The sequence below is a fragment of the Oceanococcus sp. HetDA_MAG_MS8 genome (genome assembly GCA_019192445.1).
Lineage (GTDB): Bacteria > Pseudomonadota > Gammaproteobacteria > Nevskiales > Oceanococcaceae > MS8.
Window position 1 is genome coordinate 513,283 of the sequence record JAHCMK010000001.1, and the last position, 14,622, is coordinate 527,904.

The following is a 14,622-nucleotide window of genomic DNA, read 5'->3' on the forward strand; positions in this document are numbered from 1 at the left end:
TGGCCAAAGTCCCGCGGAGGGGTGCCAGCAACGGCCGTCTGGGCCAGAACCAATGAGGTCTAACTATGGATTGACCTCCTGATACACCCAATCGCCCTCTACACCCCGCTGCGATTGCCACCGCTGTTGTGGCTTTTGCAGGCGTAGGTGATCGACAGCCTCAATCTGCAATATCAAAGCGCAAAAGTTTGGAGGTGGCTTGTCTAAGCAGACGCTCTCCCATTCGTGGCGTTCATCACTCACAGGCTCTCCCGGACTGAGCCAATGAAACTGGGCGCGCGCACTGTCTGAGAGCGTCGCCCACAGTTCCAGGCGGCTTTGGGCTGCATGATGCTCAGCGTGGATGAGGCGGAGCGTGCCGGCTAAGCGGAATTGCTCCCGCGTGCGCGTGAAATACCAGCAGGCTTCGGCGGCCGGGTTTGTGCGTATATGTTCTGTTTTCTGGCTGCGTTGATCCGTCACCATCAACAGCCGGTGTTGCTGATGGTCGAATTGTCTACAGACTAAGGTCCGAACGGCCGGTTGCCCATTGCTACCAACAGTTGCGATTTGCACATAGCGGTTATGCGCCTCGCGCCGGTTCTTTTTGATGGCTTGTCGCAAGGAGTTGACCCAGTTGTAGGGTGCCTCTGCTGCCGCTTGGTTCATGGAGTTGCTCGCCCGGCAATGTGTGCTGAGTTACGCCGGCAGCATGGGTTTAGTTGCGCGCGAACCGCCTGGGCAAGCGGTGAAAATCGCGACGCTTATCATCAATACGCCAAAAATGGATGGGCTGGCGTTATCGGAGTATTAGCTGCGTTTGTCCTGTCTCGTAGGAAAAAACTGCAGCGTTGTGCTCAAACATCACGCTGCCAGGCGAGTCGGAGCTGATGTTAATGATGACTTCGTCTTGAATATCAATACCCGACCGCGCCAGATCCAGTCGGAGGGCGGCAACATTGGTCAGGCTAAGGCTGAGCTTATTTTCGGGTGGGGTGGCTGGAGCATCGCCCCAGCTATTGTTCACTTCTGCATAAGGCAGCGGCAAAAACCCTGCTGTGGCACCCGGCGTGCCGGTGGGGCTGGCATAGCCGCAAGCATGCGATATGGCATCGACGGTACCTTTGGCGACCGTGTCATTACTATTGGCCAAGGCGATGTCTGATATCCAGTAGGCATGGTCATGAACTAAGCCATAGTCCAGGTTGTCTTCTGCCGGTAGGTAGCTATAAGTCACCCGCGCCGGGTTTCGGTCCACGCTGACGTCCTTGAGGAACTCCGTCGCCATGGGGTAGTTGTCGAGCAGGAACAGGGTGTAATGCTCGGCCGTAGGAAAGCTGAGAAACCGGTACTGGTAGTCCAAATCCGCAAAACCGCGAATTCCAAGCAGGGGATTACCGAGATTTTGCGCCTGTGGGCCAGGGTAGGGGACGAGCTCATCTAGCGCTGCGGCAATGTTCATGTAGGGAATGTGCCGAACATTCTCCAGTAAGCGATTGGTGAGCGTGCTAGCGCCCGCCGTAGGCTCATTGGGTGGCAACCACATGCCCTCTCCGGGTGGGCCGACCTGGGTGAAGGCTTTGCCAAAGAGGTCGGGATAAAGCATGGGCAGGCGATAACTGGCGTAACCGCCCATGGAGTATCCGGTGGCGGCTACTCTGTTGGCGTCAACGTCAAAGTGGCGGGCGATGTCGGCCCACACCTCAAACACATCCGCTTCGGCCTCATTGTCATACCAGTTGGTGGGGCTTCGCCCCAGGGTTGTAGGAACAAAGGCGTTGAGGGCCTCGCCGATCTGCTGCACATAAGTCGACCCGTTGTATTGCCAATGCTCCTGGGCGTTGGAATGAAAGGCCCAGTGAATGGGTAAGGGCTGGCCGGTCTCGGCGGCTTGCGGTATGTACAGAGCATAGGGCTGAAGCACCCCGAGATAATCCGGTTCGGCGCTGAGATCACGCCCCTCGGCAGTGCCGTTCCTGTTGATCGTCCCATCGCGATTTACGGAGAAGTGACTGGCCAGAATCCGGTTCTGAGTCCCAACACCTGGGATGTTGTCTCGATTGATGCCCTGCGCGAGGTCGTCATAGGCAATGACATGTTTGTACGAGCCAATGTCCTTGCTGCGTATGGCGGCAGATTGCAGGGTGTCGGGCGGAGTGTTTTGCGAGCGGATGGGCTCATCAAAGCGAAATCCCAGGTTGAAGACCGCGCTGGGGTTGGGGTCGAAAAGCCCCTGCTTGATGGTTCCGGGCTGCGTTTCGGTAGGAGCGCTGGTTAAGGGCATTAACCAGCCCCCGGTTTGCAGGTCGTAAAGCCCGGCAGCGACAGTGACACCGACCTTGCCGCTTGGGTCATGGATCGAGCGTGGCACCGTGACCCACATTTGGTTCGCATCCAGTCGCGTGGTGATCGGCAGTGCGCTGGCCACGGAGCCATCGGGGGTAAACCGCACATGCTCAGCACCGCTTCCCCAGAGGTAGATCACCTCATCGGTGCCTGGAAAAGGCAAGCCGGGGTCGCGGCTAAGAGTGGCTACGCCTGTGGCCTCACTGGTATCCATGTCGAATGCGATGGCGACCATGGTGGTATCCGGCTCTAGCAATGTGTTGAGCGTGACCCGGTAAGCAATGTCGCTATCACCATGACTGATGCGGAACTCCACTAAATCTGCGGCATTGCCACCGTAGCGGTCGAAGTTGGTGGGGTAGTCGATGTCTCCAACCCGTTGCTCCAGGCCATTCAGGCCGGAGTTTCCTACGGTGACCGGAATTTCGTTGAGGTCATCATTGCTGACGTCTGAGCCGTAGTCGTCGTAGATGTAATCCTGGTAGAGGTACTCGCCATCCACGTAGGCTTCGGCTCCTTGCACCAAGATCGGCTGGGCTCGAAAGCGAGGGTCGTGGTTCTGTAGTACGGCAGGCTGAGGCGCGGGGGCGTAGAGAATATCGGGCCCCGGTCGTGGCCCACTGGCAACGGAAGGCAGTCCAGGGTCCACGGGAATCTGGCTCTTGTCGGTGACGCAGGTCATCAAGGGCGGTGGAAGCTCAGAACCCTCAGCAGAGCTGTCTGCAGGGGTCGCTGCGGAGTTCCCGCCCCCACAACCAACAACGAGAGCGCAGATTGATAGAGGCAGGAGGCCCTTTGGGCTGACGGTATTCATAGTTGTTCTCTTGATCAAATCCATCGCCTCAGTGCCAGAGGTTGTCTTCGGTTTCAGAGCTGTTGATCCAGAGTTCGGTGATTCCAAACTCGGTCTTGCGTTGAACCAGTTGCTGGCTGCGCGATGCAGAGCGTGGAACGGCAAAACGCGCGCTCAAAGCCGTGCAGGTTTGTGCGGCTGCGTCCCAACTCACAGGTGTGCGCGCAATGAGGTACTCACCATCGTTCCGGGTACAAGCTACCGGCAGGCGCGTTTGGCAATCGATGGCTTCAAAGCGGCCGCTGGCATTGTGTTTGGCACACAAGCTTTGCCCGTCGTGCACAGGGGGTTGTTCAGCCGCCCAGGACCAAATCACGCCGGTTAATACATCATCCTGCGGCTGGAGCATGTCCACTGAAATCATGTTGACGCCGCAGCGCTGCATCTGCGCGGCGACTCCGCCATCGATGGCTTCTAGCGGCCGGAAGGACCCGATGAAGGTGGCGTCTTCCCAAAGCCGTATATAGCGATTGGCGTAATCCTCGGCGCTGAAGAACTCAGACTCGCAGTCGGGGAAGGCGTCAAAACCATCATTGGCTTTTTGCTTGCGGTCGTTGGCCCACACGGTCGCGGTCCACGACTCGCCAATCCCGCAGCCACCATGGATGAGCACATGTTTGCCGGCTTCAAGGATGTCTTGCTTGCTGAGCTGCAGGGGAAAGGTATGGCAGCTGCCGTCCGCAGGGGGTCGAAAAATGATGCCGCCCAAAGTGGCTTCGATGTCGTCGAGAATGGCGAGATGGCCAGCCTGGTCGCCTTTGTCGCCATCGCCAATATCCAGCAGCACCACCTCGCGGCTGTTGGCGGGCTCCATGAAGAAATCGGCGATCTCTTGCAGGCCCTTGCGCAGCAGCCGGTCGTTTCCGGAGCACACGCTATGGCAAAGCAGGGCTTGCTGGGATAAAGAGGGGATATGCCAGTTGAAATGCACATCGAACTCCAGCCCGCGGGCGCCCAGCCGTAGCTGGTCCAGAATGCTGATCTGCTGATTCGGATCAGCCTGGGCAATCCCTCCCTCCAAGCTGTTGAAATAGTGGGTGGAGTTATAAGAGTTGTGGGTAGCCAGCGTTTCCGAGGCGACCAGCGGCAGCGTTAAGCCCAGCTTGTTCTGCAGAAAGAGCGCGCGATACTCCCAGCGGCACTGATAGTCAGCGATGGGGTCGCTGCCCCCAGAGTCCGCACATTCTGGGAGGCGGTCACCCGGCGTATTGGCGGCGAAATGATCCACCAACGGTGAATCATCCGGCGGCACCTCACCAGAACTGCAGCCCCCCAAAATGAGGCCAAAGGCAGCCACTTTGAGAAAATCACGCATGAATGTCACCCACGAGCGCAAACATCCGCGTTGTAATGTGGGTGCAAACGCGCAGAGCAAAACCACGCCGCCTTAGCGATTAACCAGGGGAATACGCAGGCTGGCGCTGAGGTTGACCAGAGTCGGCAGCAGCGTTCCGGAGCTAGGGTATTGAGTGGTTTGAGAGGGGTAGATCAACAAGGCTAAGCGGTCGCCGGGCTCCAAGGACACCGACAAGCCCACCATGTCATCGGTGAACACGCCATAGCCACGGAAGGGCTGGTACTGATCCATCAAGGCTTCCCAGCTTGCGCCGCCGTCGCTGGACCGGCCAATAGCTGCAAACAGAATAGGGTCGCCCAAGCCCTCCAAGCCCAAAATGGGGTCGCGCACCGCCAACTGAATATGTGGCAAACCCACCAGAGCTTGCGGCCTGGAAATCTCTATGCCGAGGTCCATGACCACCGGCCCACTGAGTTGATCTGCCGCTTCATGCAGCACCACATTGCTGGCTTCAACCTCGACCGCAGCGCTCTGCGGCTGCTTCGCTCCGCGTGGGATCTCATCCAGAATGATGGCCGCATCCCCGCCAGCGTCCAGGTGGAAGCAATACTGGGGCACGGCGTCTGCCGCGCCTTTACGGTTGTAGAGATGCTCTTCAAAGAAGGCAAAGCGTGCGTCGTCGAGTTCTAATGCGCCGCAACGTGAATGTTCGCCGCCGGAGTGGCCGGAGGGCTTCACCATCAGTCGTACATCACCGCCCAGGGCGCCGACACAGTCCACGTTATTGATGGCTTCATTGAAATTGAAGAGGGTATCGATGGCGCTTTGTGAATACAGCGCGTCGATGGGCCTTAAGGGCCGGCCGTTGCCTTCACAGTTGTAGGCCAAGCTGTTGCGATACAGCAGAAACTGCTGCTCTGCAGTGAGTTGGTTGGCCGCAAGGCCAAGCGCCAAGCCGGCGTTCACCTCAGGGTGTTGCCCATTGGCAATGACATTTCCCCCGGCCGACAACAAGGTGCCCCAATAGGTTTTGAACACGCGATTGGGGTAGAGGCTGTCGTTAAGGTCATACCAGGTGATGTCCGGTGCCATCACATCCAGCCGGTCTTTGGGGTCGATGCGGTAAATCAGCTGCTGGAATCCGCCGCCGTAGCTACCACCGTAGGCGCCGAGCAACAGATTGGCTTCGCCATCAGGGCCATTAGGAGCGGCGACCCAGGGTAGGTTGGCCTCGGCCCAGTCGAGGACCTGCAGCCAATCGGCGCCGGCGTAGTCGGGGTCGAGCACGCGAATCAGGCCGCCGCTTTCTCCATGACCCCGTTCATCCAGACTCAGAATGCCGTAACCGCTGCTAAGAACGCGCCCATCGAAGCTTTCTGAGCCAGTGGCTCTCTGCTCCGCGTTGGTTCGCGTTCCGGAATAGCCATGGCTGTGCAGCAGCAAGGGGTAGGCGGCACCCACTTGCAGCATGTCGGGTTCATGCACGGTGAAGGCAATGGTCTCTCCATCCACCTCGGACTCCAGATACACGTCATAACTCAGCCCTTGACGTGTTTCTTGTGCGCCAGCAGCCAATGTTGCCGCCCGCGTTTGGGAGTGATCCCCACCACAGCCTACGAAGCCGAACAAAAGAAGGCTGCACAGCAGGCCGCACGAGGCCCGCGCAGGGGGAAAACTCAGCATGAAATGTCTCCAAGGTTGTCGATGCGCGAGCAAGAACAGCTACTAACGCAATAGCCCATAACTTTAAGGCCTTACACCCAAACTGTCGATGCAGAAGATGTAGTAATAACGAGGGATTTGTGAATTCCTGGCGCTGGCGGCCTCTGTGTTTGCGGCGTGCTTGCTAAGCTCGCGTCTGAGGCGACAGGGACGGATACATGACCACGAATAGCTATTTACGCAACACGACACGACTGCTGGTTATCAGCCTCAGTCTTTTTGCCGCTTGCAACTCCGATGATCGCCGCTCTGGCTCCGCCGAAGGCGCCCGTGCAAACATCGTTGATCAAGCCGCTAGTCAATGCATCCTTGCTGATCCCGGCCGCGCCATTGGCGTCGGCATCGACGCCCCCAGCCTGAACCCCGATTATGGCGATTATGTGGCTGACGGCGATGGTCCCTGTTCACAAAGCGATGCGTTTCGGTTTGGCATGGGGCGCAGTGACGTGACCGGCGTGATTGCCGATACGGCCAGCCCGGCCTGGGTGAACCCGCTGCAGGTGTTTGACTCCCTGCATACCCGCGTATACGCCCGGGCCTTCGCCATCGAATCGGCCTGCAATGGCAAACGGGTGATGTTTGTTTCCATCGATACCGGGCTGATGAGCGCAGCGCTGCGCAACGCCATCCTGGCCGAAATTGCGGCCGACGCCGAGTTACAGGGCAGCTATGACGGCGCCAATGTGATGTTATCGGTCACGCATACACACTCCGATCCGAATACGGGCTTTATATCCAGCAATAATGGCCTGCAGGTGCTCACCTTGGGCACTGTGGATGCCATTCGCCGGGCGCATCGAAGTCTGCAAACCCAGCAAGGCTCCGGCCAGCTGAGGCTGGCCAAGGGCGAGCTGCTCAATACCAGCATCAACCGCTCCAAGCCGGCTTATGCCAATAACCCCGAAGCGGAGAGGCTGGCCTTTTTGAATGTTGATGGTGCGGAGTCCCAGGTGGACAAATCCATGATCCAGCTGGAAATGCTGCGGGGGGATAACAGCATTGCCAGCCTCATCAATTGGTACGGCATTCATCCGACGGTCATTGGTCCTAGTCAATCGACTGTGAGTGGCGATAACAAGGGCGTTGCAGCCCTAGGCATGGAGGCCTTGTTCGACGCGGACTATGCCGCAGCTCCGGGTGAAGACAATTTTGTGGCCGCCTTCGCGCAGGCGGTAGAAGGCGATGCCTCGCCCAATATCTTCATTGAAGACTTCCCACACCCCGACTCGCGACGCGGCGGTGGCGTTGATGATTTCGACTCTAATCGCATCTCCGCACTCAAGCAGCTGGCACGGTCTATAGAGTTGCTGGGAACGGGTGAGGCTGTGGTGGGCCCCGTGGATTATCGGCTGATCTGGGTGCCGATGAATGCAATCACCGTGACCGACCCGCAAGTGCTTGCGTCTTTGAACCACCCCAGTGGCATGGATGCCGAGCCCAAACGTACCTGCGATGGCATTTTGGGAGTGTCATTTGGGGCCGGTGCCGAAGATGGGCCTGGCCCCACGGTGGAAGGCTTGAGCTGCGACTCCGATCAGTCTTTGTTGGACGCGGCTGCTCAAGATATCTCCACACTGGCCAATGCCAGGCTGGAGGGCTTCCCAGGGGGATGGCCTGCGCAGACCATCCCGGGACAGCTCTTGTCGTCCGCGGTGTTCTGTAATGTAGCGGCCCTGCCACCTCTGCTGGGCGACTTTAGTTGCCAAGGCAACAAGCCCGTACTGCTGCCGCGCGGGGCCGCAGAGCTGCCATTTCAGTTATTTCAAATTGGCAATGTGGGCTTATTAGGCCTGCCCTGGGAAGTGACCACCATGGCGGCCCGCCGATTGCGTGACACCCTCATGCCAGAGCTCAGCCGTGCCGGCATCGACACCTTGGTCATTGCCGGGCTGGTCAATGACTATGTGCATTATCTGACCACCCGCGAAGAATATGAGTCGCAGCAGTATGAGGGGGCCTCGACGCTATACGGGCCATGGACCTTGGCAGCCGTGCAGCAGGAGTCGCTTTATCTCGCCCGCGCCCTGGTCAACCAAGAAGAGCAACCTGAGCTTCGTAACCCTGGACCAAGAGCCGATCTGGCTTTGGTGGCCGGCCCCATAGAAGCGCCGCATCCCGCAGGTGCTCCCGGCACTGTACTCGCTCAACCCGCAGATTCCATGCAGGGCGACGCCGTCGTGTTTTCCATTGTTGCTGGACACCCCGGAAATGACCTGCAGCTAAATGGCTCCTACGTCGATGTTGAACGCCAAAACGCCGCCGGAGATTGGGAGCTTGTCAGCACCGACAAAAGCCCCGAGCTGGTCTACCGCTGGAACGCGACGCAGCTTCCCGTGGCCATTGAACTGCCGGTGTCCAGCTTCGGCGCAGGCGAAGCCCGCTGGACCATCCCCGCAAACACCCCGGATGGGACCTACCGTATGGTGATGCGCGGCGTCTCGCGTTCCAACCTCATGGCCCAGCCCCAAGCTTATGAAATGACTTCTAATAGCTTTCGCGTAGAGGGGGGCTTCGAGGTTTGCCCTTAGTTGATGGACTCGCTCGTTGATAAATCGTGGGTTTGGAAATCATGGTTGGCGCGGCAAATTCTGCTTTGGGCCCGAAGCAGCCGTTGAGAAATGAACTTCTGAGGCGATTACTTACCAAAACACCTCATTCCATGAGGCGATTGGGTGCTACAATCGCTTCATGGCTTATATTTGGGAAGATAACGACTGGCCCCGTGCCTTATTCGAGGCACCCAGCAGCGAGTGCCTAGCATTAGAGGAAACGGCCAAGAATGAGTTGCTTCGCCTAGCCGGATTTACCAAAGGCTTGTCCCAGACATCGCGGGCGATGACTGAAGCCAGGCTCATCACTGATGAGGGTATTGGATCAAACGAAGTCGAAGGCATCATGATGTCTCGTGACAGCTTCTTCGCATCGGCCCTTCGTCGAAAAGGTTTGATTACGTCTCAACAGATTGACCGCAATCACGCGCCGATCATTGACGCCCTCTTGGACGCTATCGAAAACGCCAATGACGCTATTACTGCCGAGACGCTGCACCAGTGGCAAGAAGCATCTATCGCTGGGGCGAACCCCTTCGACACCACACTCAGGGGCGCTTTTCGCTATCAAGCCGATGACATGCAGATCGTGACGCCGACACCCACTGGCAAGCCCGACATCGTTCATTACCAAGCGCCTCCAAGCGATCGGGTCGAATCAGAAATTGATCGCATGCTTGAATGGATCGAGTCCGTTCAAACATCTAGAACACTCAGAAACGCCACGCTCGCTCACCTATGGTTTGAAACCATTCACCCGTACGAGGACGGCAATGGCCGAACGGGACGCCTTCTATGGGACCGACTTGTTGCTCGTGCCTCTCATGAAGTTATAGGCCTTGCTGGCAGATGGTGGGCTCTTTCGCACGAAATCATGCGTGAAAAATCCGCCTACTACGATGCGCTGAATGGAACCCAGAAAGGCGAATTAAGCATTGACGAATTCTGCCAATGGGGCATCCAGGCAATAACCAAGAGCATTGATCGGACATTAACCGTTGGCCAAGACGTTGTCCGATCCGAAGAACTCATGGCGCTGGCCGGACGTACAAATCTAAACGTACGTCAGAAAGAAATTCTGGAACTTCTCATCAAGCACGGTCGAGACGGATTTAAGCAAGGTATGACAAATCGGCGGTACATGAGGACGACTCGTTGTTCTGACGCCACGGCCTCCCGAGACTTGGCCGACCTAGTGGATAAGGGATTCTTGAGCCCTGAAGGGCAAGGACGCGGGCGCGCCTACCATGTCGCATGGGACAAGAGCCATGTCTCTAACAGTCAGGGTTGAGGCCTCCATCGATCGTTTCACCCATGAGGATCAAGGTCCGAAAAAAGGCACCATACAGGCACTCCCATGTCGCCTTCAGAGGCTTGGGGACGCTTCATCAAATTTTTCAGAGCGGTTCCAAACTGAGCGTCAGCATTGAAAGTGCTTAAAGGGGTCTTCATTTGCCGACTGGTTTGGGCGGCGTCTAGGAGTCGGTCTCCACGATGTCAGCGTTCCGCAGACGGTGAATGGCCTCTGTCGCTCAGTTCTCGCTCCACGGCATCACAAAACCCAGATTCACATTGCGGTCGGCAGGGTTGCCTTCAGTTACGCCGCCGCCCAGGCAGGCCGAGCCCTGGCTGAGGGCGGTGATGGCGTTAGTGACGTCATCCGGGCCAGTTGGGAAGAGGGTACATCCGCGATCGATGCGGGCGAGGTCCTGGAATTCTGTGAGGGTGTGGCCGAAAACTGGGGCGCGGATGGTGCCGGTGCCGTCGCCGTTGTCGTAGACCTCGATGAGGCGCTGTTCCTGGGGGTGATCCAGCAAGGACGCGGTTTCGATCTGCCAGAAGCCGCGGCAGGCCCCTTCGACCTTGCACAGCACCGGCGTGTCGATGGAGCCGTTGCTGCCCAGGCCGTCGCTGACGGTGAAGGCGCGGATTTTGTGTTGATGCGTATGCCCGGCCACCCAGGCCAGCACATGGGGCCAACTGGCCAGTTCGGCATCGATGGCAGCCGGGGAGACATTCGCGGGCAGCAGCAGTTCGGCGCCGGTGGCAAAGGAGGTGTCGGGATGGTGGCTGAACACCATCACCAGCTGGCGCTGGGCATAGGCTTGCTCCAGCTCGGCCTGCAGCCATGCAAACTGGTCTGCATCCAGCCAGCCCGAGGCCACGGCTGTGGGGTTGCGGACCAGATCGGTGCCCAGGCGGTCGTCAATGCCGTCGAACATGGTGTTCAGCACAATCATGCGCAGGCGGTCATTGCCGGCATCAAAGGCGTAGTAACCGTCGTTGCGGACGTTGTCATCATTGCGCCGCTGGTCATCGGCGAAATTGAAGCCATGGCCGATGGGGCCGGGGAAGGGCTGGGTAAAGAAGAACTCGTCGATGAACTCGTTCTGCTGAATGATGAAATGCCGGCCCGTGACCAGACTGGCTTCGTTGAAGCCAAAGCCACCGGCGACGGTGCCGCGAATGTAGCCGTCATGGTTGCCAAAGGCGGCCATCCAGGGGATCTGCATCTGAGTGTTCGGACAATCCCCTTGGCCGGCATCGCAGCGCAGCGGCTGAGGCAGCCCCGGAGCCTGGGTCAGGGTTTGCCGGCTGGGGTCGGTGCTGCCATCGGCCCAACGCCCAGTGGCTGCGGCGGTTTCGGTGTTGATGACTTGCAGCACCGTCCGGCTCACCTGAAATTGGTAAGCCGGGTTGTCGATGTCGGGCATGGTGGATTCGGTATCGGCCACGCCCAGGCCGGTGGGTCGCTGACACAGGCTGCGCACCAGCTCCTCGGGAGCGCCTTCCGGCAGGTTCTGTCTACAGGCCATTTCAAAGGCCGAAGGGCCGTCGAAGGTGCCGTCCATGTTGTCGATGAAACGGCGGGTTTCGGCGATGGTCCCCAGATCGGTAATGTCGCCGGTGGCCAGCATGAACTCGATGGGGTACTGCGCATGGCAGGCATTCATATGCCCGATCATGTTGTTCAGGATTTCATCGCTGTATTCCTCTTGCAGCCGCTGCGCCGAAGGGTAGGCGGGGTCGATGACGCTGGCCCCGTTGGTGAACTGGCCATCATCGTCGGTGATGTGCGTGTCCGACATATGGATGAAGCGCAGCATGAGCTGCGATTGCGCCGAGAGGTTCACGGGGGCCAGCTCTGTGTGGCTGACGAAATCATCCGGAGCAAAGGTGGCGCATTGGGCGAAGGGGCTGACGGCCGAGGGCTGCGTCGCGACCTGCGCGCCTGAGTTTGTCGGACCATCGCCCATACATGAAGCCAGGCAGAGGGTGAGGGCGAGCGCCGCCCCAGGGCGAGCAGAGAATGTCATGACTTGTCTCCTAGTCATACGCCGGCTTTTACTCCCCAGAGAACAAAACCCGGGAAGCAAACCGGGGAAGCAAACCGGGCGTATGTGTTATTGCCTGAGCTCCATCACTGATAGCGCCTGCGCGTTGATGTCTTCGCGGCAGAATGGAACCTCGATCCATTGCTTGTCGCTGTAGAGTCGGGTTTGGTCGGCGAACCAGGGCGATGTGGGGTCTTGGGATTGCCCATAGGTGGTAATGGTTGAAAGCCTGGGGCAGTTCTCATTGGCAAAGCTCACCACTTGGGTATAGGTGTTGCCATGCTGAGGATTGGCGTACACCCCGTTGTCTGGGTCCCATTCCATGCGGTAGACAGAAAACAGGCCTTGCCGATCGATACCGCCGTGCAGTGGGATTCTTTGGCCGTCACGCTCTACAAACTGATGATCACCAAGTTTGGCATCCAGGGGAATGCCCAGGTCGCGCAGTTCGGCCACCGCGTCGGCGAGGGCCTGGATGACCAACGGGCTAGCAATGTTGAGCCCGCGGGGTGTATTCACGGGGTCGCTAGGCAAGAAGGGAACCAAGAATGCGGAAGTTCCTGGCAGCCGTGTCTGTGTGGTTGTGCCGGAGGGCAGTGTTTGCCCCAGCAAGCCGGATACGATGCGACGGAAGAGCAGGGCGCCGTGCGCTTCAATGTCATCGCGGCGATTCCAGCTGGCCAGAATGGGGCAGGCTTCAGAGACATCCACCGGACCGCTACTGCCAATCGCAATAGGCAGGCTTTCACATAAGCTCAGCAAATCATCCAGCCAGAGTTCCGCCAGATATTGGCGGGAGTTGAACATCATCTCCATCATGTTCTGGTGATCGAAACGGTCACCTTCCATGCCGTCTTGCCCTTGCAAACGATCAGCGATCATGGTCAGACCAATACGGGTCCGCAGGCGGCGCTCGGTGTTTTCGTCTCCGAGCACGCGCGCAAAGCCGCTTAAGGGCTGCTCTGGGTTAGACAACCAGTAACTATCGTTGGCGTTCAGGACGTAGTCGTTCCGAATCAGAGAGGGAAGCTGGCTTAGCCCCATGGTGCCCGGTTGACGGGCATCAGGCGCGTCCCCCGGTGCACATTCCGAGCGGCTGCCGTCTAAAACGGGCAGGCCCACTGCGGCAAATACGGCAGCCCCCGCGGGGGTGCTGCAGCTGAGGGCATGTGCGTCCGGCACATTCGCGATGACGGTAATGTCGGCAAACAGCGCCTCCCCGGCACGGTCGGCGGCGACCGTATTAGCCCAGGGTATGCCGTGGAGGTCTTCCAGCAAGGCCTTGAGCTCGCGCACCGTGCGCACCTCAGCAATCTCCAGGAAATGCTCCAGGTAGCGCATGTGCTCGCTGTTCACGTCCGAAATGGCAAAGCCTGTAGCCGGAGTCCAGGCAAAAGCGTCCAGCCCCGCAATGTTGGTGACCATGGGTCCATAGCGGGTGGTGTACAGCGTGCGCTGCAGCGTACTTAGGCTGCCATCGGCCTGGCGGGCGGCAATTTCTAGCGGCCATGGCTGCAGGTCTTCAGGCTGCCCATCTACCAGGTAGGTATAGGGCCCTACCATGGTCAGCTGTATGGGCAGAAATCTGAAGGCGGCCGAGGTGGTGTGAGACCAGGCCATGGTCGGGGTCGTACCAATCACTACAAAGGGCAAGCCTAGAAAGCTGGTACCACTCATATCAAAGCTGCCCGGAATGCTCAGGTGCACTTGGTAGAAAAGCGCAGCATCGATCCAACCCTGGTGGGGGTTACCCAGCAATAAGCCGCGGCCATCTTTGGTGGCTTCTTTGCCCACAGCCAGGGCATTGCTGGCCATGGCAGGCTGCAGGGCCTGTTTGACCGCCCGCGCTTTTGTGGCGTCGGAAAGGCTGGCGGCGAAGTCCGAAAAAGGGTTCGCCCCTAAGGGCACATCTACGGTGGGTTGAGCGCTGCCAATTCCCCCTGCAGAGGCAGCCCATCCCGCAAAAATGCCCAAAGTGTGGACCAGCCTGTAAACGTCGGTTTCATCAATTGGGCGCACCCACTCGGCGCCCCGGCAGTTGGGGTCGGAAAGATTGTCCACACCGGTATCCGCCAAGTAACGGTTATAACCGGCAATATGCCCACGAAGCAGCTCGCGCATACGGGCGCTGGGGCCGTTTGGCGGCGGCGCCTCCAACAAGGATTCAATCTGGCCGGTGGCATGAATGAGCTTGAAGAAGAAGTCGCTATCGGCATTGCGAAACTCGAAAAGGTTCGCCGGAAAGGCAAAGGTCGCATCGGGACCATGAAACCGAGAGCGCTCCCCGTTCACCGTGAGGTAGAAATCGGCCAGCCGGCAAATATTGTCCTCAGCCACCGCATAACCGTAGCCAAACCCCAGGCCTGCCCAATCGTTGGCTTCAATATGGGGAATGCCGTGGGCGGTGCGGGTGATTGTCGCGGCAAGACTATTCGTAACCTCTGAGGACTCGGTCACTGTGCGTCCGCCGCCGCAGGCCGTGCTGAGAATAATGCCGACGACGGCCAGAGCCATCGCCGCCTTGGCAGCAAGAAATTTCAT

General features: G+C 58.7%; 8 protein-coding genes. 2 read left to right on the plus strand and 6 right to left on the minus strand.

The window, feature by feature from the left end:
- Positions 1 to 63: 63 nt before the first annotated feature.
- From KI787_02080 to KI787_02095, 4 genes are all read right to left on the minus strand, one after another.
- A complete protein-coding gene (locus tag KI787_02080; protein MBV6628721.1) occupies positions 64 to 648 on the minus strand; it encodes a pyridoxamine 5'-phosphate oxidase family protein in 585 nt (194 codons plus the stop codon).
- A 130-nt stretch (positions 649 to 778) separates the two neighbouring features.
- Positions 779 to 3,139: a hypothetical protein gene (locus KI787_02085; protein MBV6628722.1), complete on the minus strand. Its 2,361-nt coding sequence runs from the start codon at positions 3,137 to 3,139 to the stop codon at positions 779 to 781.
- A gap of 28 nt (positions 3,140 to 3,167) precedes the next feature.
- The gene (locus KI787_02090; GenBank protein ID MBV6628723.1) at positions 3,168 to 4,493 is read right to left on the minus strand and encodes a hypothetical protein; all 1,326 of its coding nucleotides are present in this window, start codon (positions 4,491 to 4,493) and stop codon (positions 3,168 to 3,170) included.
- A gap of 72 nt (positions 4,494 to 4,565) precedes the next feature.
- The gene (locus KI787_02095) at positions 4,566 to 6,158 is read right to left on the minus strand and encodes a hypothetical protein (protein MBV6628724.1); all 1,593 of its coding nucleotides are present in this window, start codon (positions 6,156 to 6,158) and stop codon (positions 4,566 to 4,568) included.
- Between the two features lie 197 nt (positions 6,159 to 6,355).
- Between KI787_02095 and KI787_02100 the strand changes: the two genes are divergently transcribed.
- Complete coding sequence (locus tag KI787_02100) at positions 6,356 to 8,725, plus strand: neutral/alkaline non-lysosomal ceramidase N-terminal domain-containing protein (protein MBV6628725.1); 2,370 nt, start codon at positions 6,356 to 6,358, stop codon at positions 8,723 to 8,725.
- Between the two features lie 160 nt (positions 8,726 to 8,885).
- On the plus strand, positions 8,886 to 10,037 hold the full coding sequence (locus tag KI787_02105; protein ID MBV6628726.1) for a Fic family protein: 1,152 nt from the start codon (positions 8,886 to 8,888) through the stop codon (positions 10,035 to 10,037).
- A gap of 241 nt (positions 10,038 to 10,278) precedes the next feature.
- Here KI787_02105 and KI787_02110 read toward each other — a convergent pair whose 3' ends face one another.
- On the minus strand, positions 10,279 to 12,063 hold the full coding sequence (locus tag KI787_02110) for a metallophosphoesterase (protein MBV6628727.1): 1,785 nt from the start codon (positions 12,061 to 12,063) through the stop codon (positions 10,279 to 10,281).
- 87 nt (positions 12,064 to 12,150) lie between these two features.
- A complete protein-coding gene (locus tag KI787_02115) occupies positions 12,151 to 14,622 on the minus strand; it encodes a penicillin acylase family protein (protein MBV6628728.1) in 2,472 nt (823 codons plus the stop codon).